Origin of the sequence: uncultured Tateyamaria sp., assembly GCF_947497045.1 — a bacterium.
Classification (GTDB): domain Bacteria; phylum Pseudomonadota; class Alphaproteobacteria; order Rhodobacterales; family Rhodobacteraceae; genus Tateyamaria.
Window position 1 is genome coordinate 19808 of record NZ_CANMEU010000001.1, and the last position, 26596, is coordinate 46403.

Here is a 26596-nt window from a genome sequence, read left to right on the forward strand (position 1 = left end):
AGCCAAAGGACAACGTGACCGTGACAGACAAACCGCTGTTTGCCTGGCACAAAGTCCCACCAGCTCAGAAAGCTCTCCATGTCGAAAAACGTCGGCAAGTCCTGCCTGCTCAAAGGGAGGTCGTTCCAGCCCGTTCAGCGCGCAACCGGAAAGCGTTCACAAAGATCGGTGATGGCAATCTGATGCCCGCCAATGGCCACGGATGTATTGGTCATTTGGTATCGAAACCCATCGGCCAGCTTGCGCGCCACCAGGGCCACGACCGCACCAGACCGCAAGTGAATGACCTGCGCGGCCCCAGCCACTTCACGCGCTGTCATCACGTCTTCGGTCAGTGCAAGTTCACCCTTTTTGAATGAAAGACCAGACAGCGGCAGTGTAATTCCCAGCCGCTTCAACTTGTTCACGGTTTTCAGCACATCGCCCAGATGAATGAAGTCTTTGTTGGCAGATGTGTTGGCAAGGCCTTCACGCTCGATCTTGTCCATCCACCATGCGCGATAGTCCAGCATGTCGTCTGCGGTTACATTTGCGATTGCCTTGTCACCGCAAACCTCAATGAAATTTTTCACTGCTTTGATGCGAGGATTTTTCCAGCGCCTTAGCTGATCATCACTTTTCCCCTGCGTCTTGTCGCGGGCCAACTCCCAATAGAGTTCCAGACACTCTGAAATTTTCAAAGCCGGAGGCTCTACTCGACCAAGAAGCGCTACAGCCTCAAAATGATCTGGCGTGTCCAGCGGACCACTGATCGACTCGACACGATCAACTATCTGCTCCGTATCCTCGATAATCTTTTCCGCAGGCATGTATCGAAAGCCACGTGCCGATGCTAATTCTCTGGCCGCTTCAAAACGCTGTTTGGCGTCTTGTGTGTCGCCTTTCAGTTTCGCCTCCCAGCCGTCCAACATCTGCGACCAGACAAGCGGCGCTTTCTCAGCCGCTTCCCGCTCACTGTCGGTTCCAAGTGAACACCACACAAAGGTTCGAGGCTCAATGGACGCATAACGCTTAGGGACTCGCTTGTAGAGCGAGAACTTTTTGCCGCGCTTCTTGATGGTCATTTGATCATCCCCGGATGCTAAAGACCGAGCATGTATAGCAATTTGTATAGCAAAACTGACGGATCAGATGCGCTACATAATGCAGCTTATCGTTAAGATATTGGTTTTTAAAGGAACTTTTTTCTTGTCAGAAAAATTATTGGCGGACCGAGGAGGATTCGAACCCCCGACCCCCTGATTCGTAGTCAGGTACTCTATCCAGCTGAGCTATCGGTCCGCGTTCGGGCGGTTTAGTCCTGTGCCCGCGCCAATGCAAGGGGGTATCTGGCCAAAACAGTGCCAGCCCTCAAATACCGTCACCCTTGGGCAGGCGGATCGAAAACACCGTTCCGGACGACCCGGTCCTGTCCAGTTCAAGCGCGCCGCCGTGGCCGCGGATCAACTCGGATGCGATGGCAAGGCCAAGGCCCGTACCGCCCTTGCTTACTCCGCCCTGAAACGGGGTAAACAGATGCTCTTGCGCCTTTGGGGGCAGGCCGGGGCCGGTGTCGGCAATCTCGATCCACCAATTGTCCGCATCCTCATAGGCTGAAACGTTGATCTCGCCTGCCTTGTTGGTCGCAATGATCGCTTGTCGTGCATTGCGCACGAGGTTCGATATCACGCGGAACAGTTGCTCGGGATCGGCGCGCAGAGTGAACAGGGGCGGAATGTTCTCGCTGAGTGACAGGTCATGTTCACCCACCGCAAGCCGCTCACTGTCAAGCACATCCGCCACCACATCATCCAGCGTGACGACCATCAACGAGGGGCTGGGTTCTTCGGCCTTACCAAAAGCGAGCGTGCTTTCGCACAGGTTCACTGCCCGTGTGATCGAGCCAACCAGCTTGGGGGCCATGCGCGCCACAAGCGGGTCCTCTGACATCTCGATCCGGTCCGTGAACAATTGAGCCGAGGTCAGGATATTGCGCAGATCATGGCTGATTTTTGAGACCGCCCCACCCAGTTGGGCCAGCCGATCCTTTTGACGCAGGGCCGAGATCAACTCTGTCTGCATTGAGCGCAACGCCTCTTCGGCCTCACGCAACTCGGTCACACCTGCAGTGGGGATGATGATGCGCCGCGCATCCTCGGGCGAGGCCGCATAGCGCTGCATATGGCCGACAACACCACGGATCGGTTTGACCAGAATGGCGCGGACCGCAATGAACAACAGAAATGCGGTAAAGATCGAAATAACTGCTGACAGCACCAGAATGCGCGTGCCGTAGTCGAGCATGGCCATACGCAGCGGTGCGGTCTCCATCGTGATCTCAATGAGCAAGCCTGCCTCCCGGGTCGGTGCCCCTATGACCCGGATGACCTTGCTCTCGCTTTCGAGCAGACGCAGCATCGCATCGCGGATCAACACGGGCGCAGTCCCGTCGCGCAGATCAAACGTCGCATCAATCGCCTGGGGCATCGGGGTCGACAGCATCAACTGGCGTACCTCGTCCCGGCGCAGCACCACGTTGAACACGCCCGCATTCTCCAGCAGCTCTTCTTCCAGTTCACTGTCGATCATGTCGTCAGCAAGCAGCGCAAGCGAGGCTATCTGCGCCCTTTCCAACCGGTTTTGCAGGAACTCTTCGCGGAACCGCGCAATCGACGGCACGAAGATCATAATTTCGGCCAGCATTACGAAAATTGTCGTGAGGATCAGAAAACGGCCAGAGAGTGAATTCAACATGGGCATATGTGGTCAGGGAATGAAGCGTTGCACAAGCCCTACCACCCGCTTGACCAGATCACTTTCAAACAGGCGCGGGCTGAAATAGGCCCCCGCCGCGCGTTTGTTGACCTCACCGATGGTTGGGTAGGGGGCGACCATGGCGGCGACCTGGCTCATCTTCATGTTATTGGCCAGCACAAGCGCCCAGAGATTGATCAATTCGCCCGCCTGATGCCCCGCAATCGAGGCCCCGACGGGACGCCCCTTGACCACCATCACCTTGATCAGCCCCGTGGTTTTGCGCTCGGCGATGGCCCGGTCATTGTGTTCATAGTGGAACCGCACGACTTCAAGTCGATCACCATGCAAGGTGCGCGCCTGTGCTTCGGTCAGTCCGACCTGCGCCAGTTCGGGGTCGGTGTAAGTCGCCCAAGGGATGTGGCTGGTCTTGGCTTTGGAGGGCAAGCCAAACAGCATGGAGCGGATGATGACGCCCGCATGATACCCTGCCACATGGGTGAATTGCAGCCCACCGGCCGCATCCCCGATCGCATAGACGCGTCGGTTGGTCGTCTTCATGGCATCATCGACCTTGACGCCGGTTTTCGTCGTCTCGATCCCGGCGGCCTCCAGGTTCAGCGTGTCGGTATTGGTCTTGCGCCCCACCGCCACCAGCAGGTGCGAGCCGGAAAAGCCGCGCCCGTCCTTGGTGTGTACCGTGACGGCCCCCTCCCCCCCTTCGATCTTGGAGGCCAGGGCATCTTCGGCGATTTCGATCCCTTCGGCGCGCAGGTTTTTCAACACGACCTCGGCCATTTCCCGGTCGTCCTTGCCAAGCGCCTTGTCCCCCTCGATCACCGTCACCCTTGAGCCGAGGCGGACATGGGCCTGCGCCATTTCCATTCCGATGGGTCCGCCACCGATGATCAACAGGTGGTCGGGCCGCTCACGCAGCTCCCACAGGGATTCGTTGGTAAGGCAAGGCACCGTATCGATGCCGTCGATGGGCGGGACAAGCGGGCTGGATCCGGTCGCGATCACGATGCGCCGGGCGGTGATCACTGTATCACCGGCCTGCACTTCGGTGTCCGAAATGAAGTGTCCGAATTCACGGATCACCTCTACACCGAAACTCTCGAACCGTTCCTGACTGTCGACAGGTTCAATCTGGGCAATGACGTCCTGAACGTGGTCCTTGGCAGCCGCATAGTCGACTTGCGGGGCCACTTCGGCCACGCCATAGGCCGCACTGCGGGATTGGGCGTGGGCCGCTTTACCGCTGGCAATCAACGCTTTGGACGGCACACATCCGTAGTTCAGGCAATCTCCACCCATCTTGTGCCCTTCAAGCAGGACAACCTTGGCCCCCATCTGACTGGCACCCGCGGCCACGGACAAGCCGCCCGATCCGGCCCCGATGATCAGGATATCCGTCTTGATACGTTTCATGGCTGTTACAGGCCCTTTTTGCCGCGCACGGTCTTGAGAACGATGGGAAGGGCCGCGAGTGCGCATAGCCCGAGGATTGGCAGCAAGATCGCAGGTTCAAAGATGATGCCCAGATCGGGCGTATCGCCCCGGTCAAATACCTCCCCCAAGCCTGCGCCCACGGACGTGAACACGACCGCACCCGGAATGATGCCCAGAAACGTGGTCACTGCAAAGCGAAACAAGGGCACACCCAGCAGGGCCGGGATCAGGTTGGCCGCAAAGAACGGGACAGCAGGCACAAGCCGGATCAGAAACAGCATGGACCATTGGTTTTCGTCGATGCCATCCTTGATCTTTTTCTGCATGCCGCTGCCTGAGTCCATCTTTTTGACCAGTTTGTCCCCAAGGCCCAGACGGGCGGCAGAAAAGATGGCGATGGCCCCCAACGTGGCCGCCACCACATTGAACAGCGCACCGGGGAAGGTGGCGAACAGGAAACCGCCCGTGAGTGTCATCACCGATGCCCCCGGCAGTGAAAACGCGACGACAAGGAAATAGGCGGCCACAAAGGCCAGCACGGTCAGCCCAAAATTTTCATCCCGAAAGGCCAACAGCGCCTCACGATTGTCCGCCAGAGTCTGAAAGTTGAGGTAATCGCGCAGTGTAAACGCCCCAACCGCCGCAACAAGCGCGATCACGATCAAGGGTAAGCGGCGGGCGAATCCACCTGTTGCTGGTTGGCTGGTATCGGACACATCCGTCCCCTTTTCGTCATTGTCCATTGCTGAGATGCCCCTTTGTCGGCCCTCTTCTGACCTGAATGTGCGGGCGCGGCACCCCTGAAAACAGGGAAGTCACGGGTGCTTGATCGCAACGTGTGCGAAAGCCCGCGAAATGACGCCTTGAAGGGCGTGGTTGAAACATATGTTCGGTGCGTGCGTGAATTTGTTGCAGTATCGCCATTTTTCGCCCCGCCGGGGTTTGACTTGCCCCCTCGCCCCCTTTAGAGGACGGGCTTCGAATACTGCCACAGCCCCGAATCCGCGTGGCTTGGCCAACTGACCCGGAGTGATTGCGATGAAACGCACATACCAACCCTCAAACCTCGTGCGCAAACGGCGTCATGGTTTCCGCGCGCGCATGGCGACCAAAGCAGGCCGCAAAATCCTGAACGCCCGCCGCGCCCGTGGCCGGAAGTCGTTGAGCGCGTAAACGCGCCCTCAGGCATGTTTATCACATGACCCCGCCGAAGGTCTCTTTGTCCGACACACCCGTCGGAGAAGATGCGCCATCGGCGGGGCCATTTCGTTTGTGCACCCTCAAAGCCCGCTCGGAGTTTCTGCGCGCCGCCCGCGCCCGCCGTGTGGCCATGCCGGGATTTATCCTGCAAGTGCGCACGCGGCAGGCAGGCGATCATATCGGCATCGGCTACACCTGCTCAAAAAAGGTCGGCAATGCAGTGGCCCGCAACCGGGCCAAGCGGCGCTTGCGCGAAATTGCCCGCCTCGTGCTGCCCCGTCATGGCACCCCCGGCACCGACTATGTCCTGATCGGGCGCGCCGAGGTCACCGCCGCCCGCCCCTTTGACGACATGCTCGCCGATCTGCGCATCGCACTTGAGCGTGCGCCATGACCCCGCTCGCTTTTGCCGCCTCCGTGCCGGTGCGCGCCTACAGGCTGATATTTTCGCCATGGGTCGGGTTCAATTGCCGCTATCAACCCACATGCAGTGCTTATGCGCTCGACGCGCTGGAAAAGCATGGCGGGATCAAAGGGTCATGGATGGCCGTCCGGCGGATCGGGCGGTGTCATCCATGGGGTGGAGACGGGTATGACCCCGTGCCCGACCACCCCGAACGGGACGATCCCTGATCACTGCCTTTCGAAGGTGATAATCACGTCGCCAATGTCGACCCCGGCCCGCTTCATATAGGCCCGGTTCAGCACCCTTGTGTCCGAGAGCATCCACATCCAGTCATCAAATGTAACCCGCAGCGTGCCCTCAGGCACAGGCAAATCGATAGTGTAGCGCCAATTGAACGTATCGCCCCGCTCTTCGCCCGTCGCCGTCCCGATCACCCCCGGCGCGGTCCCTTCCCAGGTGTCCTCGCCCGTCTTATCGAGCGTCCAGATGCGCTGTTCAATGCTGTCGTCCTCATAGACGAAATTCTCGACCAGCGTCAGGGTCTGCCCGTCCCACGTCCCATTGATCTCGACCTCAAACCGGCGGCGCACTGTCCCGAACACATCCTGAAACTGCCCATAGGCGACCACACGCCCGTCAAAGAATTCCTCGAGGTTCAGTTTCCGCTCGGACAAGGCAGGATCATCCAGTGTCGGCTTGCCCGTGCAGGCGGCGACATATGCCAGCGCCAAAACCATCAATATGCGCATCGTGTCACTGTTCCCTTGCGTTTCACTGGATACGCGCCGCGCCCCCTTTTGGTTCACCAGGGCCGTGGTATAGGCTGACTGAAACCTATCGCCCAAGGACGCGCCCCATGCTTGATGACAGCGACGACATTCACCCGCTTTTCGCCGGGGCTCCGCACACGACCGAGTTCAAGAAGCTGCGCAAACGTATCGTACGTCAGACCCGCGAAGCGATTGAGCAATACGGGATGATCGAAGCCACGGACCCCGACGCGCCGCGCCCCAAATGGCTGGTCTGTCTGTCAGGGGGCAAAGACAGTTATACCTTGCTCGCCGTGCTTTATGAACTGCGGTGGCGCGGGTTGCTGCCCGTCGATCTGCTGGCCTGCAACCTCGATCAGGGCCAGCCCGGTTTTCCTGCGACCATCCTGCCTGCGTTTCTTGAACGGATGCAGGTGCCCCACCGGATCGAATATCAGGACACCTATTCCATCGTTGTCGACAAAGTGCCCGAGGGACGCACGTTTTGCGCACTGTGTTCGCGGCTGCGGCGCGGTAACCTTTACCGGGTGGCGCGCGAGGAAGGATGCTCGACCGTGGTTCTTGGGCATCACCGCGATGATATTCTCGAGACGTTCTTTATGAATCTGTTTCACGGCGGGCGTCTGGCGACCATGCCCCCAAAGCTGGTGAACGAAGAGGGGGATCTGTTTGTCTATCGCCCGCTGGCACATGTGGCGGAAGCCGATTGCGACCGATTTGCGCGCGCCATGGACTATCCGATTATCCCATGTGACCTGTGCGGCAGCCAGGACGGGCTGCAACGCCAACAGGTGAAACAGATCCTCGATGGGTGGGAGGCTAACAGCCCCGGTCGCCGCCAGGTGATGTTTCGCGCGCTGATGAATACGCGGCCTTCGCATCTTCTGGACCCAAAGCTGTTTGATTTCCAAGGGCTTATGCGAAAGTCTGATCAATTTGAGGAAAGTTCTGGGGATATTCCGGTTCTACGTTAAGACCGGGCTTACCAAGCGTGATTAGACCCTAGGGGACCTGCTGTGGGATGGCAGGCCTGCGTGAAGGGATCTAAAATGCGTTTTCGGCTGCCGACCTCTTTTTCCGAGTTGCGCCAACGATGGGCTGCGGCACTGTCGGGGCCGCAAATGCTTGCATTCGTTCCCGCACTGACGCTGGCGGGGTTCTGGTTCGGGGGCGAAGCTGCCTTGGTCGTCATCGCCTGCGCGCTGCCTGCAATCTGGTTGATGCTGGGCGGTGTTGACGGTGTGGTTGCACGGCGCTTGGCACGCGTCACGTCGTCAGGTGTGATGTCCCCGGACGCGTTTGCGGCCAAGGTTCACAGCATGCGACAGGACGCACGCGGCGCAGACCGCAACAGCGCCATCTTTGCTATCGAACTGGACGAATACGCACTGCTGACGACCCGGTTTGAACCCGGCGCGCTCGACAGGATTCTGAAAACGATCAGCAGCCGGATTGCAGGGGCGTCACGCGATTCAGATATCATCAGCCGCATTGGCGATTGCCGGTTCGCCGTGTGTCTGGGGCCGGTTCAGCATCTTGATCTGGAAAGCTGCATTCAAATGAGTGGACGTCTACAGCAAGCCATCGAAGAGCCGATTTCGCTGGATGGAACATCAATTTATACATCTGCCTGCGTCGGCTTCTGCCTGCTCAGCCGCGCACCGGGGGCAGATGGTCAGGACTGGATCAACGGCGGGTTGGCCGCTCTGCAAGAAGCGCAGCGCCGTGGGCCTGCATCCGTTCGCGCCTATTCGGTCGAACTGCATTCGCGCCTGAAGCATCGCGCCGATTTACGCGACGAAGTGGCTGCCGCACTTGAGCGTGGTCATATTCAACCTTGGTTTCAGCCGCAAATCTCGACCGATACCGGCAAGGTGACGGGATTTGAGGCGCTGGCCCGCTGGATACACCCGGACCGGGGCGCGATTTCCCCTGCCGAGTTTTTGCCTGCAATCGAAGATGCCGGCCTGTTGGAGCGGCTTGCAGAGGTGATGATCTATCACACGTTTACCGCGATCAAGGCGTGGGATTCCGCCGGACTACACGTACCACATGTGGGTGTGAATTTCAGTGGATCAGAACTGGGAAATCCACGGCTTGTGGACAAGGTACAGTGGGAATTGGACCGGTTCGACCTGACACCTGATCGGTTGGCCGTTGAAATCCTGGAAACCGTTGTCACGGACACGTCAAACGACACGATTACCCGCAACATCAACGCGTTGACAGCCCTTGGCTGCCGGGTGGACCTGGATGACTTTGGGACCGGGCATGCCTCTATCGCATCTATCCGGCGGTTTGGCGTTGGACGGATCAAGATCGACCGCTCATTTGTGATGAAAGCGGACCGCGATCCGGAACAGCAGCGCATGATCAGCGCAGTCCTGACAATGGCCGAGCGGCTTGGGGTCGAAACCTTGGCTGAAGGGGTCGAAACCGTGGGCGAGCATGCGCTGTTGGCGCAATTGGGTTGTGACTATGTGCAGGGCTTTGGAATCGCGCGTCCGATGCCGTTTGAAAAGACGCTGGATTGGGTCCGCACACACGAGGCCAAGTTGCAAGACGCCCCAGCCATTCCACTGCGGCGCACGAATTAGTCCGACACCCCTTTGGCGTCACCGGTCAACTGCAAGTGGGGTTGATGGCACTTGGGTGTTACATGGGCCCCATCATCCCCTGAATAAGGGCGAATCCGCTTGACGTTTGTGTCCGCACTCTGTTGAACCCGACCAATCTTTCTTACAGCGGATGGCGGTCTTCCATGGACGATCAAAACAAGAACCTCATTCTTGCAACGGCGTTGAGTTTCATCGTGATCCTCGTCTGGTTTGTGCTGTTCCCTCCGCCAGAACCCGACACACCGCTGGATGCCGCAACCACGGTCGATGCCACAGCCGACACGGGCGATGTGGCCGTTCCCGCCCCCCAATCTGATACATCGGACGCCACCGCACCCGAAGCGACTGCATCTGAAACGGCTGACGCACCTCGGGTCGCCATCGAAACCGCGCGGTTGAGCGGCTCGATTTCCCTGCTTGGCGGGCGCATCGATGATCTGCGCCTGAAAGACTATCGCCAAAGCCTTGATGAAGAGGCCGACATCGTGACCATGTTGTCGCCCGTTGGGTCAGATGCCGCCTATTATGCACTGCATGGCTGGGCACCGGGCACAGGCCTTGATGCCGCCGGTGTACCCGACCCCAACACCCTGTGGCGCGTTGAAGGCAACGACACGCTGAGTGTCGGGAACGAGGTGACCTTGCAATGGTCAAACGCCACCGGACAAACATTCAAACGCGTGATCAGTGTCGATGAGAACTACATGTTCGATATCACCCAAAGTGTCACGAACACCGCCGACACGGCCGTGCGCGCCGCACCTTACGGCATGATCACGCGGCATGGCACGCCCACGGACCTGAAAAACTTCTTTATCCTGCATGAAGGTGCGATCGCCATGGCCAATGGGGAATTGGCCGAAACCGACTGGGACGACATTCCCGAGGCCGAGGTTGATCCGGCATGGGGTCGACCAGCCATCGTGACACGCGACGTCGCCGAAGGCTGGATCGGATTTTCTGACCACTATTGGCAGTCCATCCTGATCCCCGCAGGCGTCGCCAGCTTTGAACAGGCGCTGACATACGCGCCCCGCACGGATGTGTTTCGCGCCGTCACCCGCCTGCCCGCGCAAGATATCGCGCCGGGTGCAACCGTCAGCGTGACCACCCAGCTTTTTGCTGGTGCAAAGGAGTGGGAAACGATCCGTGCCTATCAGGACAACGGTGTCGAAGGGTTCATCGACAGCATCGACTGGGGCTGGTTCTTTTTCCTGACCAAACCGATCTTCTGGCTGCTGCACGAGATCAACGTGCTGATCGGCAACATGGGTTGGTCGATCATCGGCCTCACCCTGATCATCAAAGCGATCCTGTTCCCGCTGGCCTACAAATCCTATGTGTCCATGGCGAAGATGAAAGAACTTCAGCCGCAGATGGAAAAGCTGAAAGAGGCTGCGGGCGACGACAAGCAAAAGATGCAGCAAGGCATGATGGAGCTGTACAAGAAGGAAAAGGTGAATCCGGCTGCGGGCTGTTTGCCGATCCTCCTGCAAATCCCGATCTTCTTTTCGCTCTACAAGGTGATTTTTGTTACCATCGAACTGCGCCACGCCCCGTTCTTCGGCCCCTTCCAAGACCTCAGCGCACCCGATCCCACGACTATCCTGAACCTGTTTGGCCTCCTGCCCATCGAGGCACCCGATCCGAATTCGATCATGGCGCTGATCTTTATTGGGATCCTGCCGCTGCTATTGGGCATCTCGATGTGGTTGCAGCAAAAGCTGAACCCAGCCCCCACCGATCCGACACAGCAGATGATTTTCGCGTGGATGCCATGGGTGTTCATGTTCATGCTTGGAAGTTTTGCCAGCGGGCTGGTGGTTTACTGGATTGCCAACAACACCATCACGTTCACGCAGCAATACCTGATCATGCGCAGTCAGGGCTACAAACCTGACCTTTTGGGCAACATCAAATCCAGCTTCAAGAAGCGCACGCAGACGGACAGCAAGTGATGCATGTCACGACCCTGTGGCGTCATCCGATCAAAAGCCACGGGCGCGAACAGATTGACAGTGTGGCACTTGTCGCCGGTCAGTCCATGCCATGGGATCGGGTCTGGGCCGTCGCCCATGAGGCGGCCAAGGCCCAGCCCGGTGTCTGGGCGCAATGCGCCAATTTCAGCCGGGTGTCAAAAGCGCCCGGGCTGATGGCCATCACCGCAAAGTTGGATGAAGCAACGGGCACATTGATCCTGTCGCATCCTGATCGCCCAGATCTGACCTTTGACCCTGACGCCGAACCCGGTGCCCTGATCGGGTGGAGCGCGCCGCTTGTCCCGCAGGACCGCGCGCTGCCCAGTCATGTCATGCGGCTGGATAAGCGGGGCTATACCGACAGCGATTTCCCGTCCGTGACCCTGTGTAACCTTGCCTCGCACCGGGCTGTGGAACAACACATGGGCCAAGACCTTTCCATTCATCGCTGGCGCGGCAACCTCTGGTTTGACAGCGACGCCCCTTGGGTCGAATTTGACTGGATGGACCGCGATATTCAGGTGGGCGAGGCGATCCTGCGCCCGCGCGAACGCACCGACCGCTGCGTGGCAACCACCACAAATCCGGACACCGGGCGGCGGGATGCCGACACGCTCAAGGCACTCGACAGTTTTGGACATCAGGATTTTTCGGTCCGCTGCGAGGTGATCCGGGGTGGCACGGTGCGCCCAATCGACAAGGTGATGCCGCTATGACCTCCCTGCCCTTCCCCATCGCCGCGCCCCCCGATCCGCAGACCGAGGAACGGGGGCGGCTGTTGTTTGCGGGCGAAACCGAATTCGTCAAAGGTGTTGTCGCGATGTCCGGCCTGCCGCCTGCTGACCGGATGGAGGTCTGTTTCGCGGGCCGTTCAAATGTCGGCAAGTCCAGCCTGATCAATGCCTTGACCGGGCGCAAAGGGTTGGCCCGCGCCTCAAACACGCCCGGCCGCACGCAAGAGATCAACTATTTCACCGCCGCTGACAGCCACTATCTGGTCGACCTGCCTGGCTATGGTTTTGCGAACGCACCTCTGCCGGTGGTTGCGAAATGGCAAAAACTGCTCAAGCAATATCTGTCGGGGCGTCAAACGCTGCGCCGTGCCTTTGTGCTGATCGATGCCCGCCACGGGGTGAAGAAGGTGGACGAGGAAATTCTGAGCCTGCTGGACAGTGCTGCCGTAACGTTCCAATGCGTGCTGACCAAGGCGGACAAGGTCAAAGCCACAGACCGCGCCGCTGTGTTGGCCCAAACCCGCGCCGCCCTTGCCAAACACCCGGCAGCCTTCCCCGAAATCGTCCTGACCTCAAGCGAAAAGGGCGACGGCATTGCAACCTTGCGGGCCATCATCGCAACGCTCGAATAACACGGCGCATGATGACATGGCTTGCGTGCGGGCCACCAATTCCCGATAACCGCGCAAAGCCAAAGGCCCCCACAAGATGAAGACCCAACAGATGAACCGCGACTGGATCGCCACCGCCCGCACCCTGTCCCAAGCCCTGCCCTATATGCAGCGCTATGCCGGCGCGACCGTGGTGATCAAACTGGGCGGGCATGCGATGGGCAGCGACGAGGGCATGGCGAGCTTTGCCAATGACGTTGTGCTGATGCGTCAGGTGGGCGTGAACCCTGTGATCGTCCATGGCGGTGGGCCAATGATCAACGAGATGCTTGAGCGTCTCGATATCACCTCCGAGTTTGTGAATGGTAAACGTATCACGGATGCTGCGACCATGGATGTGGTCGAGATGGTCCTGTCTGGCCGTGTGAACAAGCGGATCGTGCAGGCGATCAACCGGGCCGGAGGGCGTGCGGTGGGGCTGTCCGGCAAGGACGCGAACCTGATGATCTGCGATCAGACAGACCCGCAATTGGGTCTGGTCGGCACACCCTCGCAGATGGACCCGTCGATCCTCAGGACCCTGTTTGAGACGTCCATGATCCCGGTGATTGCTCCTCTCGGGGCGGGTCGGAACGGCGAGACATTCAACATCAACGGCGACACGGCGGCCGGGGCCATTGCAAGCGCGCTGAAGGCAGATCGCCTGTTGCTGCTCACCGATGTGTCCGGCGTCAAGAATGCCAGCGGCGAGGTTGTGACCGAAATCACCGCCGACCAGATCCGCACCATGACCGAGGATGGCACCATTGCGGGCGGCATGATCCCCAAGACCGAAACCGCATTGGACGCCATTGCAAGCGGCGTGCGTGCAGTTGTGATCCTTGATGGGCGCGCGCCCAACGCCTGCCTGCTTGAACTGTTCACCGATCACGGTGCCGGGTCGATCATCCGCCCGCGCTGACACGCGAATGTGTCCCTGCGCCGCATTGCGGGGTGGGCTGCGTGCAGTAGATATGGCCCATGGAAAACGAAGCACTCATACGTCTTGTTATCTTTCTGGGCCTGTTTTCGCTCTTTGCGGCTGTTGAAACACTGGCCCCACGCCGGGTGCGGGCCCAACAGCGCAGCAAACGATGGGTGACCAACTGGGGCATCACCATCGCCAACACGCTGCTGCTGCGGTTGATGGCCCTTGGCCTGCCTTTGCTTGCCGTCGGAGCGGCGGCAGATGCGCAGATACAAGGTTGGGGCTTGTTCAATGCCATCGACCTGTCCCTGTGGGTCGAGGTGATTGCCGCGATCCTCATCCTCGATTTCGCAATCTGGGCGCAGCATTTGATCACCCACAAGGTCCCGCTGCTGTGGCGGTTGCACCGCGTGCATCATGCGGATGTCGATATGGACGTGACGACCGCCATTCGGTTCCATCCGGTCGAGATCGGGCTGTCGATGCTGGTCAAAATTGGCCTCGTCTACCTGCTGGGGCCCGCCGCTATCGCCGTGATCCTGTTCGAGATCATCCTGAACGGCACCGCCATGTTCAACCACGCCAACATCCGGCTGCCTCTGGCAGTGGACGCCATTATACGCCGGGTTCTTGTGACCCCGGATATGCACCGGGTCCATCATTCGGTACATCGCCATGAGCATGACAGTAACTATGGGTTCTCGCTGTCGATCTGGGATCAGATGTTTGGCACCTACATCGCGCAACCCGCTGCCGGACATGATGAGATGGAGGTGGGTCTTGAATGGCAAGACGACCGCCCCGCCCGGTTTGGTTGGTCGATGGGCCTGCCCTTCGCACGCAAATGATGCTGCGCACCATTGCAGACGAGGTGCGCGCCCATGGCATGTTTGTCATGGGCCATGACGAGGGCCGGGTCCTGATCGGGGCAGACGCGACGTTTTGGGCGGCGTTCACCGCTGCGTCGGAATACCATGACGGCATAGCGGATCCAATTGACCGCTATTCAAAGCGGGTGATCAAACCACTGGCCGCGCGCTTAAAGGCGCAGGCCGAGTTTCCATCCGACGGACCACCTTACGCGCCGTTCATCAGGTGGGCGCTCGACACGGGGCGGTTCTGGCAAAGCCCGACGGGAATGATGGTGCATGATACCGCAGGTCTGATGATTTCGATCCGGGGGGCGCTGATCTTTGACACGACGCTCACACCCTCTCCAGCGCAACCCTCCCCCTGTGAAACATGCACCGATCGCCCTTGTATTGACGCCTGCCCGGTCAACGCCCTCAGTGATACGCATCCCTACGATGTGCCGTCCTGTAAGGCGTATCTTGATACGCCACCGGGGGAGGGCTGCATGACATTTGGGTGCCATGTACGGCGGGCCTGCCCGATCAGTCAGACATTCGACCGGGCCGACGCGCAAAGTGCATTCCACATGCAGGCATTCCGCGACTGATCAGCTGATAATCAGCGTATCAGCCGGGTTCTTGCCCAACATCAGACCCTTCACGCCGTCCGCATCCAGCGCAATGCCGCTGTCTGTCATCATGTCACGATCCCATGGCAAGGCGTCGATCACCGCTTGCATTTTGGTGTCATAGGTCTGGCGCCAGTCCGGGTTTTCATCCGCACCCATCTTGTGCGAGCGAAAGAACATACGATGGTGAAATTCGATGGAAAACACAAAGTCAGCTTGCGCCATCAAATGCTTGAGCGATGGGATCAACTCATATTCACCACCCTCGATATCCATCTTCACGAACACCTTTTTGGCATCACCACGAAATTCGGCAACGACATCCTCAAGACGACGGGTCTTCACGGTCCATTGTGTGGGACGATTGGCAAACAGCGCGCTCGACATGGAATCGCCCCCTTCCCCGGCGGAGTTGATTGAAATGGGTTCACCCGAGGCATGGATGCCCTCATCAAATATCTTGATCCGGTCCGCCCAATCGGCTGCTTTGTTCAACTTGAGATTGGCCTGCAACTCCTTGAACGCGCTGCGATCAGGCTCGAACGCGAGGCAAAGCTTGGCCAACTGCGCCCCGTAAAACGCAGTGGACCCGATCCACGCCCCGAAATCGACCACAAGCGTGTCCTGATCAATGTACCGGTCGAAAGTCTGGTATGTCTCCGGTTCCCAGTTTCCGCGCAAAACACGTCGCCAAAAGCGATCATAACGCCCTTGGTGCACGTTGAATGTCCGGCCTTTGACCGAGATCTGATGGTGTTCCACGCATTGCTCCTGCTCAGATTATTTTCGAGAACGGTCGACCATAACACCTGACCTTACCAGACTTTCTTGGCCGATCACAAAAAAGGGCACCGCGCGTCTACGCGATGCCCGATGGCGTGTGCCCGTAAGGCAGACGTCTCGTCCGCCAAAGCCTCTCAATCAGTGTCCAAGGATCTGGCTGAGGAACAGTTGTGTCCGTGGGCTTTGCGGATTGTTAAAGAACTCTTCGGGTTCGTTCTGTTCGACGATCTGCCCTTCGTCCATGAAAATCACGCGGTTGGCGACCTGACGGGCAAAGCCCATCTCGTGGGTCACGCACAGCATGGTCATGCCCTCTTCGGCAAGCTCGACCATGGTGTCGAGCACCTCTTTGATCATCTCGGGGTCAAGGGCCGATGTCGGCTCGTCAAACAACATGATGCGCGGACGCATGCAAAGCGAGCGCGCGATGGCGACCCGCTGCTGCTGACCACCTGACAACTGGCCGGGATACTTGTCCGCCTGATCGGGGATCTTCACCTTTTCAAGGAAATGCATCGCGATTTCCTCAGCTTCCTTCTTGGGTGTTTTGCGCACCCAGATCGGGGCCAGCGTGCAGTTCTCAAGGATCGTCAGGTGCGGGAACAGGTTGAAGTGCTGAAAGCACATGCCCACTTCCGACCGGATCTTGTCGATATTCTTGAGATCCGAGGACAACAGGGTGCCGTCCACAGTGATCTTGCCCTGCTGGTGTTCTTCCAGCGCGTTGATGCACCGGATCAGCGTCGACTTGCCCGAGCCCGAAGGCCCTGCAATCACGATCCGCTCGCCCTGATAGACGGTCAGATCGATGTCACGCAGCACGTGGAATGACCCGTACCATTTATTCATGTTTTCGATGGACACAGCCACCTGATTTGAAACCTGCATTGCAGCTTGTTCAGTCATGTCAGCCACTCCTTATCAGCGGTGATCGGTCGCAAGCTGGCGTTCCAGCCACTGCGAATATTGAGAAATGCCGTAGCAAACGACGAAGAACAGAAGGATGGCAAAGGCCCAAAGCTCCCAATAGACCCCGTTCCAATCCGTCGAGGACAAGATTGGCCCACGGATCATCCCCACAAGGTCGAACATCGAAATGACCGACACGAGGGTGGTGTCCTTGAACAGGCCCACGGCCACGTTCACGATACCGGGGATCGAGATCTTGAGCGCCTGAGGCAGGATGATCAGCCGCATTGCCTGCGCATAATCAAGGCCCAGACTGTCTGCCGCCTCGTATTGCCCGCGTGGCAGGGCGGCCAGCCCCCCCCGGATCACCTCGGCGATATAGGCCGCCGAGAACATGGTGATCATAATGATCACCCGCAGGATCAGATCAAAGTTCGTGCCCGGTGGCAGGAAATAGGCCAGCACCACATTTGCCACGAACAGCAGCGTAATCAGCGGCACCCCGCGCACGAATTCAATGAAGATCACGCAGATCCACTTGATGATCGGCATGTCAGATTGCCGCCCAAGCGCCAGCGCAATCCCGATGGGCACCGACAGCGACACACAGACCACCCCGAGGATCATGTTGAGCATGAAGCCCCCCATATCCCGGCTGGGCACCGCGGACAGAAAGGTCTCTTGGGGCGCAATTGCGCTCACGACAAACCCACCGATCCACCAGGTGACAGCCGCCGCTGCGACACCCCCAAAAAAGCCCGCAGCAAAGGACCCGGTCACAAGGCGGCTATAGACGACATATCCGACAATAATTCCAACCAGCGCCAGGATGGGCGCAAAGATGGTGCCGCCCCAAATCAGGTAGAAGGCGAGGAATGGATACAACCCGGTAAAGACCAGCATCTGCTTGGGCAGCTTGTTGAACAGCACCGGTGCTGCGGCCACAAACAGCAGGATAAAGGCCACCGTCGGTCGCCAGTATTCGCTACGGTCATAGGCGATCCCAAAGATCAGCTGGTTCCAGCGCTCGCTTAAGACCGAGAAACAGCCCCCCGTTGTGCCTTCCAACACCTCGCGGCATTCGCGGATGTTGTTTGTATTCCACACACCATTCAGCGCCCAGGGCAGGACCCCTGCAAGGATCACATAGATGCAGTAGATCGCAGCCAGCGTCAGGATGGTGTAGGGGATGGAGGAAAACAGATTGTCGCGCGCCCATTTGACCGGCCCCGCCGCCGTTGAAGGGGGCGGTTGCTGGGACAGTTGGGTTTCACGGACGTACGCGACGGAGTGTGCATGTGTATCTGACATCTCAACGCTCCTTCAGGCTGACGGATCGGTTATAGACGTTCATCACCGCCGAAATCAGCAAGCTGATCGTGAGGTAGAAGAGCATCAACAGCAGGATACATTCAATCGCCCGGCCGGTCTGGTTCAGGGTGATCCCACCCAGTGTGGCCGTCACATCGGCATAGCCGACTGCGATGGCCAGCGACGAGTTCTTGGTAATGTTCAGGAACTGCGAAATCAGCGGCGGGATGATCACCCGCAACGCCTGCGGCAGCACCACAAGGTTCATCACCCGGTTGGGACGCAGACCAAGAGACGAGGCCGCCTCGGTCTGCCCCTTGCTGACAGCCTGAATGCCCGCGCGCACGTTTTCAGCGATGAAGGCCCCGGTATAGACCGACAGGGCCAGCCACAATGCGATCAACGGTCGCCCGATCTGGGTTCCGCCCTGAAAGTTGAAGCCCTGCAACGCAGGTACGTCGACCCCGATGGGACGGCCCATGATGAAATAGGCCAGCAACGTCGGAATGAAAAAGATCGCGAGCGACGGCAGAAACGTCTTGATGTCCCGCCCGTGGTCGAACAACTGCTTTATCGCATAGCGGCGGAGAAAGAAGATCGCCGCGACAGAGGCGAGAAACACCAGCGCCACGATGCCGGAGCCCGGCCCCCATGTCGGTGCGGGAATGTAGATGCCCCGATTGGTATAGGCGATCAGCCCCAAAAACATCTCGGCGTCCGGCGTCTCGCCACGATAGGCGCGCGGCGCAGGCATCGAAATCACGATGGTGTTGATCACGAGGATCCAGATCAGGACGGGTACGTTGCGGAATGCCTCGACATAGACCGACATCAGCTTGGACACGAGCCAGTTCTTGGACAGGCGCAACACGCCCGCGATGACCCCAAGGACAGTGGCCGTCAGACAGGCAAGGAAGGCCACCAACAGCGTGTTGATAATCCCCACCCATGCGGCGCGCATGTGACTGGATTGGCTGGTGTATTCAATCAGTGTCTGCTGAACATCATAGCCCGCCGGCTCGCCCAGGAACCCGTACGAGATGTTCAGGCCAGCAGCGGCAAGGTTCGCAAACAGGTTGCTCATCAGGAACGCCAGGGCTCCGATAAGCACGACCAGTGCGATAAATTGGAAAGTGTACGAACGGTAACGCGTGTCGTTCAGCAACATCGACAGGCGGAACGATCCCTGAGGGGGGTCGGTCATCGTAGTCATATGGTGGTCCCCGTGGTTCCGGCCTTGGTTTTTGTCGCACATATGTGCGGAGCCGGTGTTCAGTTATTGGCTGCATTTCGGGCATGGCTGCCGCTGTTTTCAGCGATCTTGTGCCCTGATGCGCAAGGGGCGCAGGTTTGACCCTGCGCCCCTCGTCTGTGGTTCTTAGCGGAAGGGCGGGCTGTAGAGCAGGCCGCCATCGGTCCACTGAGCGTTCAGGCCACGGGCCAGACCGATCGGGGTGGATTCACCGATGTTCTTCTCAAAGATCTCACCGTAATTGCCCGAGACCGCGATTGCGTTCTTGGCCCAGTCAGCGGACAGACCCAGCATTTCGCCCAGAGTACCTTCGGTACCCAGCAGACGGTTGATTTCCGGGTTGTCACCGGCAGCGGAGGACATGTCGGCGATGTTGGCCGATGTCACGCCCAGCTCTTCGGCTGTGATCAGTGCGTTCAACGTCCAGCGGACCACATCACCCCATTCGTTGTCGCCATGGCGAACGAGTGGGCCCAGTGGCTCTTTGGAGATGATTTCGGGCAGCAGGACGTGATCGCCTGGTGCTTCGAATGTAGCACGCGTCGAGGCCAGACCGGAGGCGTCTGTGGTGTAGACGTCACAGGCACCGGCAAGGTACTGCTGCTGCGCTTCGGCGTTGGTTTCAATTGGAACCGGCTCGTAGTTGATGTTGTTGGAGCGGAAGAAATCCGCCAGGTTCAACTCGGTTGTTGTGCCGGTCTGGATGCAGACGGTTGCGCCGTCCAGATCCTTGGCCGACGAAACGCCCAGCTCTTTTGGAACCATGAAGCCTTGGCCATCATAGTAGTTCACGCCTACGAACGTGAACTTGAGGTCCACATCGCGCGAGAATGTCCATGTGGTGTTGCGGGCCAGCATGTCGATTTCGCCCGAGGCCAGCGCGGTGAAACGCGTTTTGCCTGTTGTTGGCACGAATTCGACAGCAGACGCGTCACCCAGAACAGCCGCAGCAACAGCACGGCATACGGCGACGTCAAAGCCATTCCATTCACCGTTGGCATCTGGTGCGGCAAAGCCGACCAGACCGGTGGTCACGCCGCAGTTCAGTTTGCCGCGTGCTTTCACATCATCAAGGGTGCCAGCAGCCGCGACACCGGCTGCAAGGCCGGCGACGGTCAGCGCGCCAAAGAATACGGATTTTTTCATTAGTTACCTCTTCCTGATTTTTCCGCCATATTTTGACGGTTCGAACGGCGCAGGGGAGTGTTTACCCACGCCGAAGGAGATCCGGAGGGGTTTATCCCCTGCCAGTGGGCCGCACTTTGGCCGGATTCACCGCGAAACGTCAAGGGTCGCGTCACCAAAAGCGATATGAAATTGTGCAGGTTTCAAGGACCGCGTCGATGATTGCGCTCACATCTCTCGGGAGAGATCAAAGAAGGATTTTGCGTGTAAAAACGACTGTTTCTTGATTTCAGCAACCTCGTGGGCCTCGTCATCCTCGCCCCAGTGCTCTTGCTGCCATATCTCGTCCACCCGTGAGGCCGCCCAAACCGTAGGCATCAAGTGCAGATCTTGGGCAGCGGCAAACCCCAGCACCAAGGATCCTGACAGGCTGACAAGATCGTGAAAGCCCGCAAGCTGGAAATGCGACAGCGCATGGACCCGATCAGAGAGCCGCCTCAGCGCATCTGCGTCTTGTGATTCGTGCATGACCCCGGTGCGCGGACGCAGCCGCGCGCCGAATGTCTCGGCTGCCCAATCAAGATAAGGGTCCCACGTCTCGGCTTGCCGCGCGACCAAGCCTGCGGGCGCATCAGCGCGGTAGCACAGCAAATCCGCATCGCCATACGCCGCCAGCATGTCCGCCACTTCGCCATGCTGGATTGCCACCTTGTCGATGGCAGCGTTTGCACTGCGGGTGTAGGGCATGTTCAGCGGATTGATCTCTTCGTCTTGCGCGGCCCATTCGGCGGCGACCGCCTCAGCCATGCTTTGCGTCGGCAGGATCAGCCCCGCCTTGGCCGGCGTCTTGACCGCGCGCCCATCAAGATGAACGGTCCAGCCTTGCTCGGTTTCTACCGCCGCCGCATCCACCCAGAACCGTTTCTGTTTCCATTCGCTCATGGGATATCGCTCCAAAGAGTGTCGAGAACGCGGTGCAGGTCCTCGAACCGGTCAATGATAGTATGGGCGGCCCCAAGTCGGGTGGGAGGATGATACCCCCAGGCCACCCCAATCCCACGCACACCTGCGGCGGCTGCCATGTCCAGGTCATAACTGGTGTCGCCAATCATCACCGCATTTTCCGCATCCGTCCCCGTCTCGCTCAGCGCGGCATGGATCATTGAGGGGTGCGGTTTTGAGGGATGAAAATCCGCAACCTGCTGCGTTGCAAATACGCCTTGCAGCCCATGCGCCTCGATCAGGCCGTCAAGCCCGCGTTTGGATTTGCCCGTCGCCACCCCAAGCAGCATGTCGTCGCGTGTCGTCAGTGTATCGAGCACGGCGCGCGCACCGGGATATAGCGGCGAGGACGCAGCCCCATTGGCCCGCCGCAAGTCTGCATAGCTGTCCTTGTAGGCCTGCACCAAACGGTCATTGTCAGCCTCAGGCGCGAGCCTGCGCATCGCGACATCCAAAGACAGGCCCACAATCCCCAGAATATCAGCACGCATCGGGCGCATCAGATCCTGCGCATCGAACGCGGCGTGCATCGACGCGATGATATCGGCCTGACTGTCCACCAACGTCCCATCCACATCAAAAATGACGAGCCGCATCAAATGTCCTCGAACGGGTCTTCGGCGGCCAGGTCATCGGTCCACCCGAACGTGTCCCAACTGTGTGCCATGTGGTCGGGCAGCGGGGCGGTCACCGTAATCACCTTGCGGGTGCTGGGCTGTTCAAAGCGCATCATGCGCGCGTGCAGATGCAATTTCTTGCTGATGATCCCGCCCAGTTGCGCGCCCCAACCATCACCTAGGTTTTCCTGCCCTGACCCGCCATATTTGCCGTCACCAATAATCGGATGCCCGATCTCGGCCATGTGGGCGCGCAGTTGGTGGGTGCGGCCCGTTACGGGTTCCATCGCAACCCAGGAGGCGCGACTGGCCACACGATAAAGCGTTGCGTAAAGGGTGTGCGCGCGCTTGGCCCCCTTGGTGGTTTCAACGTCGCGGGGATGTACCGCGTACATCTTTTCGCCTTCACCGCCCGCACCCCGGCCCGACGCCTTGACCAGACCATACTTGATCTCGCCCAAATATGGGGTCGGCACACCGGCGACCAAAGCCCAGTAGATCTTGCGGGTTTCGCGGTGACGCATCGCCTCGGTCAGCCCCTTGGCGGCGGCCCGCGTGCGCGCCAGCAGCAGAACCCCCGACGTATCCTTGTCGAGCCGATGCACAAGGCGCGGCTTTTCCTCCAGCCCGAACTTCAACGCCTCGGCCAACCCGTCCACGTGCCTAGTCTGCCCCGATCCACCTTGGGTGGGCAGGCCAGCGGGCTTGTTGATCGCGATGATGTGGTCGTCGCGGTAAATCACACAGGATTGGATCATCTTGGCATCCGCATCCGACACGGTTGTGCGCGTCACCACAGGCGCGGGCCGATCGGGCAGCGGCGGAACGCGCACCTGCTGACCTTCCTCAACACGGGTGTTCGATTTCACGCGCCCGCCTTCGACGCGGACCTCGCCCTTGCGGCACATCTTTTCGATCATGCCCTGGCTAACCTGGGGAAAGCGGCGTTTCATCCAGCGATCAAAGCGTTGATCGCCCTCGCCTTCTTCAACTGTAACGATTTGAACGCCGCTCATGCGAATACTCCTCGGGCCAGGATCAGGCCCAGTGCCAACGCGCCCACCGACGCGCCCACAGAAATTGCAATGTAAAGGGCCGCGTGACCTATCTGACCCCGTTCGATCAGGGTCATCGTCTCAAGGCTGAAGGCCGAAAATGTGGTGAACCCACCAAGCAGACCCGTCATCACGAAGGGGCTGAGATGTGTCAGCCCACGTTGCGCAGCCGCAACCACAAACACCCCCATCAGGAACGAACCGATCACGTTGACGGTAATGATCGCCAACGGAAAATCAGACGGCCCAAGCGCGCGCAACATCGCCGCGCCCGCCAGCCACCGCAACAATGCACCAATCGCCCCGCCAAGGGCCACAAGAGAGAGGGTTGAAATCATGTGCGGTCTGTCGTCGCTTGGGCGCGAAGAGTCAAGTTTGCCGCTTTGTCCGAAGCCGCGCAAAGTACTCGAGCCGCTTTTTCAGGTCCCGCTCAAAGCCGCGCTCGACCGGTTGATAAAGGTCGGGGCGGTCCATACCATCGGGAAAGTAGTTTGCGCCCGAAAACCCATCCTCGGCATCATGGTCATAGGCATAGTTTTCGCCATATCCCTGCTCTTTCATCAATGACGTGGGCGCATTCAGGATATGTTTGGGGGGCAGGTGCGATCCGGTCTGTTTGGCCGCCCTGCGCGCACCTTTATAGGCATTGTAAACCGCGTTGGATTTGGGCGCGAGGGCGAGGTAGACAAGCGCCTGCGCCAGCGCCAATTCCCCCTCGGGGCTGCCAAGGCGTTCGTATGTTTCCCAGCTTTGCAGGCAGATCGCCTGCGCTTGGGGGTCGGCCAAGCCAATATCCTCGACCGCCATGCGCGTGATGCGACGCGCCAGATAGCGCGGGTCCTCGCCGCCCTCCAACATCCGCGCAAACCAGTAAAGCGACGCATCGGGGTCCGACCCACGCACCGATTTGTGCAGCGCCGAGATCAGATTGTAATGGGCATCCCCCGACTTGTCGTATTGGGCGGCACGGCGCATCAGGCGGGTCGCAAGCGTGGTCGGATCAAGCGGGGCATCCACGTTCCACGCCGCGATCTGTTCGATCAGGTTCAGCAATGCGCGCCCATCTCCATCGGCCATGTCCAGCAGGTTGGTGCGCGCCTGCGGGTCAAGTGGCAGCGGCTTGCCCAGATCCACCTCGGCCCGTTGGGCCAGCAATTCGAGATCGTCGGTGCCGAGCCGTTCCAGCACCAGAACCTGCGCACGGCTGAGCACAGCGGCATTCAACTCAAAGCTGGGATTTTCGGTCGTGGCCCCGACCAGCAGGATCGTCCCGTCCTCCATATGGGGCAGAAACCCGTCCTGTTGCGCCTTGTTGAAGCGGTGGATTTCGTCAACGAACAACAAGGTGCCGCGCCCGTTCTGACGGCGGATGCGGGCGGCTTCGAACACTTTCTTGAGGTCAGGCACGCCTGTGAAAATCGCGCTGATCTGCACGAAATGCAGGTCGGTCTCGTGCGCCAGCAGGCGCGCAATGGTCGTCTTTCCCACCCCCGGCGGCCCCCAAAAGATCAGCGACGACAGCGCACCCGACGCCAGCATCACCGTCAGCGGCGCGTCCGAGCCCAGCACCTGAGGTTGGCCGATGACCTCGGCCAATGCCTGCGGACGCAGCCGATCCGCAAGGGGGCGGTGCCCACCATCAGGCGCGGGATCTGTGGCGAATAGATCCCCCACTCAGAACCGCAACTGGACACGCGACGTGCCCCGCAGCGCCCGCACCGTCGTGCCGCGACGGGCGACGCCCAACGCAGCAGCAGCATCCACAGGGTCGGTGATGTCACGCCGATCAATGCGTTGCAAAATGTCGCCCACCCGCAAACCGACCCGACCGCCAAGCACGCCCACGTCTGTCACCACAACGCCGTCTGCGCCAAGGGGCAGGTTCATCTCGGCGATCACCGCTGGATTGATCCGCGCCACGCTGAGACCCGGCAAGGCTGCATCCTCGCCCAATGTGATTTCATCGCGTGGCGGATCCTCGGGGGGCTGGATCAGCGCCACGGCCACATCCGTGCTCTCGCCGCCCCGCAGGCGGGTCATGGTGGCGCTGTCCTTGTTGGAGGCCACACTCATGCGGAACAACATCTCGCCGGGCGAGTTGACGGGCGCACCGTCAACCGCCAGTACCACATCACCCACCTCGAACCCGGCACTGGCAAGCGGACTGGCCGGGTGCAGGCCCGCCAGAATGATGCCGCCGGGGCGATCGCGGCCCAGCATCTCGGCCAGATCGGCATCAACGGCCTGCCCTGTGGCTCCCGCCCATGGGCGCAGAAACCGGTCATTGCCATCGCGGGCCTGTTTCATAAACGCTGCCACAAGGTCGGCAGGGATCGCAAACCCGATCCCGTTCGATCCGCCCGAACGGCTGAGGATGCGGGTGTTCACGCCCAAAAGCCGCCCGCCCATGTCAATCAACGCCCCACCCGAATTGCCCGGATTGATCGGGGCGTCGGTCTGGATAAAATACCCCGCCCCGAGGCCGCCCGACCGCGCAAGGCCCGACACGATACCAGATGACACGGTCTGACCAACACCAAAGGGGTTGCCGATGGCAAGCGTCAACTCACCCACCTCGACTGTCTCACTCTCGCGCAGGGACAAAAACGGCAGACCCTCACCCCCTTCGATCCTGAGGATTGCCAGATCGCTGTCGCGGTCCCCCAACAGCACACGTGCCTCGTATTCGCGCCCGTCATTGAGGACAACACGGATATCCGTCGCTTGCCCGACCACGTGATAGTTGGACACCACAATCCCATCCGCAGACAAGATCACACCTGACCCAAGCGAGTTTTGAACACGCGGTTGGGTTTGACCAAACCCTTCGAACAGCCGCTCAAAAAACGGATCATCCATGAACGGCGAACGCCGGGCCTGGGTCTCGAACTTGACGTAGATGTTGACGACCGCAGGGGCCGTTTCACGCACCAAGGGCGCGAAGCTCAGGGTGATTTCAGCCGCCGACCCCGGCACGCGGGTTTCAGCAAGCACCCCAAACGGCAAGAGGCAGAACAGAAGTGTAAGCAGATGTTTCATCGATCCAAAAATACTCAATCTGGTGCCAGCTTTGCAAGCAACGCCCACGTTGAAACGAAAAAACCCCCGCCAAGGCGAGGGTCCCTTGCAGGCCAAATCCTGAACCCGCCTTATTCTTCGGCTGCGTCCTCGGCAGCGACGCGGGCCTTGTCGGCGGCACCCTTGGCGTCGCGGTCACGGTCCACAAATTCGATGATTGCCATAGGTGCCATGTCACCATAACGGAAACCCGCCTTGAGGACGCGCACATATCCACCCTGACGTTCGGCGTAACGGGGCCCAAGCACGTCGAACAGTTTGGAGACGTACTGATCTTCTTTCAGCTTCGATGCGGCCTGACGGCGCGCATGCAGATCGCCGCGCTTGGCCAGCGTGATCAGCTTTTCGATGATCGGGCGCAATTCCTTGGCTTTGGGCAGGGTTGTTTTGATCTGCTCATGTTCGATGAGCGAACCGGCCATGTTCGAGAACAACGCCTTGCGGTGTTCATGTGTCCGGTTCAGGCGGCGGTAACCACGTGCGTGACGCATTTTTCTATTCCTATCTCTGGTGC

28 protein-coding genes and 1 tRNA gene are annotated in these 26596 nt (G+C 59.5%); 11 read left to right on the forward strand and 18 right to left on the reverse strand.

The genetic code is table 11. The annotated features are described in order from the left end of the window. Window positions 1–134: 134 nt before the first annotated feature. From Q0859_RS00095 to Q0859_RS00115, 5 genes are all read right to left on the reverse strand, one after another. Window positions 135–1064 carry a DUF6538 domain-containing protein gene (locus Q0859_RS00095; protein WP_299146789.1) on the reverse strand — a complete coding sequence of 310 codons (930 nt, stop codon included), beginning with the start codon at window positions 1062–1064 and terminating at the stop codon, window positions 135–137. Between the two features lie 140 nt (window positions 1065–1204). Then, window positions 1205–1281: transfer RNA gene (locus Q0859_RS00100), tRNA-Arg, on the reverse strand. Window positions 1282–1350: 69 nt separating this feature from the next. Then, window positions 1351–2733, reverse strand: a complete 1383-nt coding sequence (locus Q0859_RS00105) for a HAMP domain-containing sensor histidine kinase (protein ID WP_299146790.1) — start codon at window positions 2731–2733, stop codon at window positions 1351–1353. Between the two features lie 12 nt (window positions 2734–2745). Continuing rightward, complete coding sequence (locus Q0859_RS00110; protein ID WP_299146791.1) at window positions 2746–4164, reverse strand: FAD-dependent oxidoreductase; 1419 nt, start codon at window positions 4162–4164, stop codon at window positions 2746–2748. Between the two features lie 5 nt (window positions 4165–4169). Further along, complete coding sequence (locus Q0859_RS00115) at window positions 4170–4928, reverse strand: TVP38/TMEM64 family protein (RefSeq protein WP_299146792.1); 759 nt, start codon at window positions 4926–4928, stop codon at window positions 4170–4172. A 295-nt stretch (window positions 4929–5223) separates the two neighbouring features. Here Q0859_RS00115 and rpmH point away from each other — a divergent pair, with 295 nt between their 5' ends. The 3 genes from rpmH to yidD are packed head-to-tail and all read left to right on the forward strand — an operon-like array spanning window position 5224 to window position 6018. Further along, entirely contained in the window at window positions 5224–5358 is a 135-nt protein-coding gene (rpmH, locus tag Q0859_RS00120) for a 50S ribosomal protein L34 (protein WP_005980833.1), read from the forward strand. A gap of 25 nt (window positions 5359–5383) precedes the next feature. Then, window positions 5384–5779: a ribonuclease P protein component gene (gene rnpA, locus Q0859_RS00125; protein ID WP_299146793.1), complete on the forward strand. Its 396-nt coding sequence runs from the start codon at window positions 5384–5386 to the stop codon at window positions 5777–5779. Then, entirely contained in the window at window positions 5776–6018 is a 243-nt protein-coding gene (gene yidD, locus Q0859_RS00130; protein WP_299146795.1) for a membrane protein insertion efficiency factor YidD, read from the forward strand. Before rnpA ends, yidD begins: the two co-directional genes overlap by 4 nt. Here the strand turns inward: yidD and Q0859_RS00135 are convergent, their stop codons facing one another. Beyond that, window positions 6019–6540, reverse strand: coding sequence for a DUF3833 domain-containing protein (locus Q0859_RS00135; RefSeq protein ID WP_299146796.1), 522 nt, complete (start codon window positions 6538–6540; stop codon window positions 6019–6021). It abuts the gene before it with no gap. Window positions 6541–6647: 107 nt separating this feature from the next. Here Q0859_RS00135 and ttcA point away from each other — a divergent pair, with 107 nt between their 5' ends. The 8 genes from ttcA to Q0859_RS00175 all read left to right on the forward strand — a co-directional run bounded on the left by ttcA (window position 6648) and on the right by Q0859_RS00175 (window position 14929). Beyond that, entirely contained in the window at window positions 6648–7535 is an 888-nt protein-coding gene (gene ttcA / locus Q0859_RS00140; RefSeq protein ID WP_299146797.1) for a tRNA 2-thiocytidine(32) synthetase TtcA, read from the forward strand. A 75-nt stretch (window positions 7536–7610) separates the two neighbouring features. Further along, window positions 7611–9158, forward strand: a complete 1548-nt coding sequence (locus Q0859_RS00145) for an EAL domain-containing protein (RefSeq protein WP_299146798.1) — start codon at window positions 7611–7613, stop codon at window positions 9156–9158. A 164-nt stretch (window positions 9159–9322) separates the two neighbouring features. Further along, complete coding sequence (gene yidC, locus Q0859_RS00150; RefSeq protein WP_299146799.1) at window positions 9323–11137, forward strand: membrane protein insertase YidC; 1815 nt, start codon at window positions 9323–9325, stop codon at window positions 11135–11137. Next, complete coding sequence (locus Q0859_RS00155) at window positions 11137–11874, forward strand: MOSC N-terminal beta barrel domain-containing protein (protein WP_299146800.1); 738 nt, start codon at window positions 11137–11139, stop codon at window positions 11872–11874. Before yidC ends, Q0859_RS00155 begins: the two co-directional genes overlap by 1 nt. Then, window positions 11871–12524, forward strand: a complete 654-nt coding sequence (yihA, locus tag Q0859_RS00160) for a ribosome biogenesis GTP-binding protein YihA/YsxC (RefSeq protein ID WP_299146801.1) — start codon at window positions 11871–11873, stop codon at window positions 12522–12524. Before Q0859_RS00155 ends, yihA begins: the two co-directional genes overlap by 4 nt. Window positions 12525–12600: 76 nt before the next feature. After that, window positions 12601–13464 carry an acetylglutamate kinase gene (gene argB, locus Q0859_RS00165; protein WP_299146802.1) on the forward strand — a complete coding sequence of 288 codons (864 nt, stop codon included), beginning with the start codon at window positions 12601–12603 and terminating at the stop codon, window positions 13462–13464. Window positions 13465–13523: 59 nt separating this feature from the next. After that, the gene (locus Q0859_RS00170; protein WP_299146803.1) at window positions 13524–14318 is read left to right on the forward strand and encodes a sterol desaturase family protein; all 795 of its coding nucleotides are present in this window, start codon (window positions 13524–13526) and stop codon (window positions 14316–14318) included. Continuing rightward, window positions 14318–14929 (forward strand): ferredoxin, encoded by a 612-nt coding sequence (locus Q0859_RS00175; protein ID WP_299146804.1) that lies wholly within the window; start codon window positions 14318–14320, stop codon window positions 14927–14929. The genes Q0859_RS00170 and Q0859_RS00175 overlap by 1 nt, the downstream gene beginning before the upstream one ends. On the opposite strand, the gene Q0859_RS00180 is transcribed toward Q0859_RS00175, so the two are convergent. From Q0859_RS00180 to rplQ, 12 genes are all read right to left on the reverse strand, one after another. Further along, window positions 14930–15712: an FkbM family methyltransferase gene (locus tag Q0859_RS00180; RefSeq protein ID WP_299146805.1), complete on the reverse strand. Its 783-nt coding sequence runs from the start codon at window positions 15710–15712 to the stop codon at window positions 14930–14932. A 159-nt stretch (window positions 15713–15871) separates the two neighbouring features. Further along, complete coding sequence (locus tag Q0859_RS00185) at window positions 15872–16639, reverse strand: amino acid ABC transporter ATP-binding protein (RefSeq protein WP_299146807.1); 768 nt, start codon at window positions 16637–16639, stop codon at window positions 15872–15874. A gap of 15 nt (window positions 16640–16654) precedes the next feature. Continuing rightward, window positions 16655–17953, reverse strand: coding sequence for an amino acid ABC transporter permease (locus Q0859_RS00190; protein ID WP_299146808.1), 1299 nt, complete (start codon window positions 17951–17953; stop codon window positions 16655–16657). 1 nt (window position 17954) lies between these two features. After that, complete coding sequence (locus tag Q0859_RS00195; RefSeq protein WP_299146810.1) at window positions 17955–19166, reverse strand: ABC transporter permease subunit; 1212 nt, start codon at window positions 19164–19166, stop codon at window positions 17955–17957. 165 nt (window positions 19167–19331) lie between these two features. After that, entirely contained in the window at window positions 19332–20351 is a 1020-nt protein-coding gene (locus Q0859_RS00200) for an amino acid ABC transporter substrate-binding protein (protein ID WP_299146812.1), read from the reverse strand. 207 nt (window positions 20352–20558) lie between these two features. Then, entirely contained in the window at window positions 20559–21272 is a 714-nt protein-coding gene (locus Q0859_RS00205; RefSeq protein ID WP_299146813.1) for an ATP12 family protein, read from the reverse strand. Beyond that, window positions 21269–21928, reverse strand: a complete 660-nt coding sequence (locus Q0859_RS00210) for an HAD-IA family hydrolase (RefSeq protein ID WP_299146814.1) — start codon at window positions 21926–21928, stop codon at window positions 21269–21271. Before Q0859_RS00210 ends, Q0859_RS00205 begins: the two co-directional genes overlap by 4 nt. Then, window positions 21928–22965, reverse strand: a complete 1038-nt coding sequence (locus tag Q0859_RS00215; protein WP_299146816.1) for an RluA family pseudouridine synthase — start codon at window positions 22963–22965, stop codon at window positions 21928–21930. Before Q0859_RS00215 ends, Q0859_RS00210 begins: the two co-directional genes overlap by 1 nt. Further along, window positions 22962–23342 (reverse strand): fluoride efflux transporter CrcB, encoded by a 381-nt coding sequence (crcB, locus tag Q0859_RS00220; protein ID WP_299146817.1) that lies wholly within the window; start codon window positions 23340–23342, stop codon window positions 22962–22964. The genes Q0859_RS00215 and crcB overlap by 4 nt, the downstream gene beginning before the upstream one ends. A gap of 31 nt (window positions 23343–23373) precedes the next feature. Further along, window positions 23374–24678, reverse strand: a complete 1305-nt coding sequence (locus tag Q0859_RS00225; protein WP_299146818.1) for a replication-associated recombination protein A — start codon at window positions 24676–24678, stop codon at window positions 23374–23376. Beyond that, window positions 24679–26043 carry a trypsin-like peptidase domain-containing protein gene (locus Q0859_RS00230; protein ID WP_299146820.1) on the reverse strand — a complete coding sequence of 455 codons (1365 nt, stop codon included), beginning with the start codon at window positions 26041–26043 and terminating at the stop codon, window positions 24679–24681. Window positions 26044–26153: 110 nt separating this feature from the next. Next, window positions 26154–26573 (reverse strand): 50S ribosomal protein L17, encoded by a 420-nt coding sequence (rplQ, locus tag Q0859_RS00235; protein WP_299146821.1) that lies wholly within the window; start codon window positions 26571–26573, stop codon window positions 26154–26156. Between the last annotated feature and the right edge of the window lie 23 nt (window positions 26574–26596).

Excerpts from the sequence above, each read along its gene's own strand:
- Q0859_RS00095 (WP_299146789.1), bottom strand. The coding sequence starts at position 1,064 with ATGACCATCAAGAAGCGCGGCAAAAAGTTCTCGCTCTACAAGCGAGTC.
- Q0859_RS00105 (WP_299146790.1), bottom strand. The coding sequence starts at position 2,733 with ATGTTGAATTCACTCTCTGGCCGTTTTCTGATCCTCACGACAATTTTC.
- Q0859_RS00110 (WP_299146791.1), bottom strand. The coding sequence starts at position 4,164 with ATGAAACGTATCAAGACGGATATCCTGATCATCGGGGCCGGATCGGGC.
- Q0859_RS00115 (WP_299146792.1), bottom strand. The coding sequence starts at position 4,928 with ATGGACAATGACGAAAAGGGGACGGATGTGTCCGATACCAGCCAACCA.
- rpmH (WP_005980833.1), top strand. The coding sequence starts at position 5,224 with ATGAAACGCACATACCAACCCTCAAACCTCGTGCGCAAACGGCGTCAT.
- rnpA (WP_299146793.1), top strand. The coding sequence starts at position 5,384 with ATGACCCCGCCGAAGGTCTCTTTGTCCGACACACCCGTCGGAGAAGAT.
- yidD (WP_299146795.1), top strand. The coding sequence starts at position 5,776 with ATGACCCCGCTCGCTTTTGCCGCCTCCGTGCCGGTGCGCGCCTACAGG.
- Q0859_RS00135 (WP_299146796.1), bottom strand. The coding sequence starts at position 6,540 with ATGCGCATATTGATGGTTTTGGCGCTGGCATATGTCGCCGCCTGCACG.
- ttcA (WP_299146797.1), top strand. The coding sequence starts at position 6,648 with ATGCTTGATGACAGCGACGACATTCACCCGCTTTTCGCCGGGGCTCCG.
- Q0859_RS00145 (WP_299146798.1), top strand. The coding sequence starts at position 7,611 with ATGCGTTTTCGGCTGCCGACCTCTTTTTCCGAGTTGCGCCAACGATGG.
- yidC (WP_299146799.1), top strand. The coding sequence starts at position 9,323 with ATGGACGATCAAAACAAGAACCTCATTCTTGCAACGGCGTTGAGTTTC.
- Q0859_RS00155 (WP_299146800.1), top strand. The coding sequence starts at position 11,137 with ATGCATGTCACGACCCTGTGGCGTCATCCGATCAAAAGCCACGGGCGC.
- yihA (WP_299146801.1), top strand. The coding sequence starts at position 11,871 with ATGACCTCCCTGCCCTTCCCCATCGCCGCGCCCCCCGATCCGCAGACC.
- argB (WP_299146802.1), top strand. The coding sequence starts at position 12,601 with ATGAAGACCCAACAGATGAACCGCGACTGGATCGCCACCGCCCGCACC.
- Q0859_RS00170 (WP_299146803.1), top strand. The coding sequence starts at position 13,524 with ATGGAAAACGAAGCACTCATACGTCTTGTTATCTTTCTGGGCCTGTTT.
- Q0859_RS00175 (WP_299146804.1), top strand. The coding sequence starts at position 14,318 with ATGCTGCGCACCATTGCAGACGAGGTGCGCGCCCATGGCATGTTTGTC.
- Q0859_RS00185 (WP_299146807.1), bottom strand. The coding sequence starts at position 16,639 with ATGACTGAACAAGCTGCAATGCAGGTTTCAAATCAGGTGGCTGTGTCC.
- Q0859_RS00190 (WP_299146808.1), bottom strand. The coding sequence starts at position 17,953 with ATGTCAGATACACATGCACACTCCGTCGCGTACGTCCGTGAAACCCAA.
- Q0859_RS00195 (WP_299146810.1), bottom strand. The coding sequence starts at position 19,166 with ATGACTACGATGACCGACCCCCCTCAGGGATCGTTCCGCCTGTCGATG.
- Q0859_RS00200 (WP_299146812.1), bottom strand. The coding sequence starts at position 20,351 with ATGAAAAAATCCGTATTCTTTGGCGCGCTGACCGTCGCCGGCCTTGCA.
- Q0859_RS00205 (WP_299146813.1), bottom strand. The coding sequence starts at position 21,272 with ATGAGCGAATGGAAACAGAAACGGTTCTGGGTGGATGCGGCGGCGGTA.
- Q0859_RS00210 (WP_299146814.1), bottom strand. The coding sequence starts at position 21,928 with ATGCGGCTCGTCATTTTTGATGTGGATGGGACGTTGGTGGACAGTCAG.
- Q0859_RS00215 (WP_299146816.1), bottom strand. The coding sequence starts at position 22,965 with ATGAGCGGCGTTCAAATCGTTACAGTTGAAGAAGGCGAGGGCGATCAA.
- crcB (WP_299146817.1), bottom strand. The coding sequence starts at position 23,342 with ATGATTTCAACCCTCTCTCTTGTGGCCCTTGGCGGGGCGATTGGTGCA.
- Q0859_RS00230 (WP_299146820.1), bottom strand. The coding sequence starts at position 26,043 with ATGAAACATCTGCTTACACTTCTGTTCTGCCTCTTGCCGTTTGGGGTG.
- rplQ (WP_299146821.1), bottom strand. The coding sequence starts at position 26,573 with ATGCGTCACGCACGTGGTTACCGCCGCCTGAACCGGACACATGAACAC.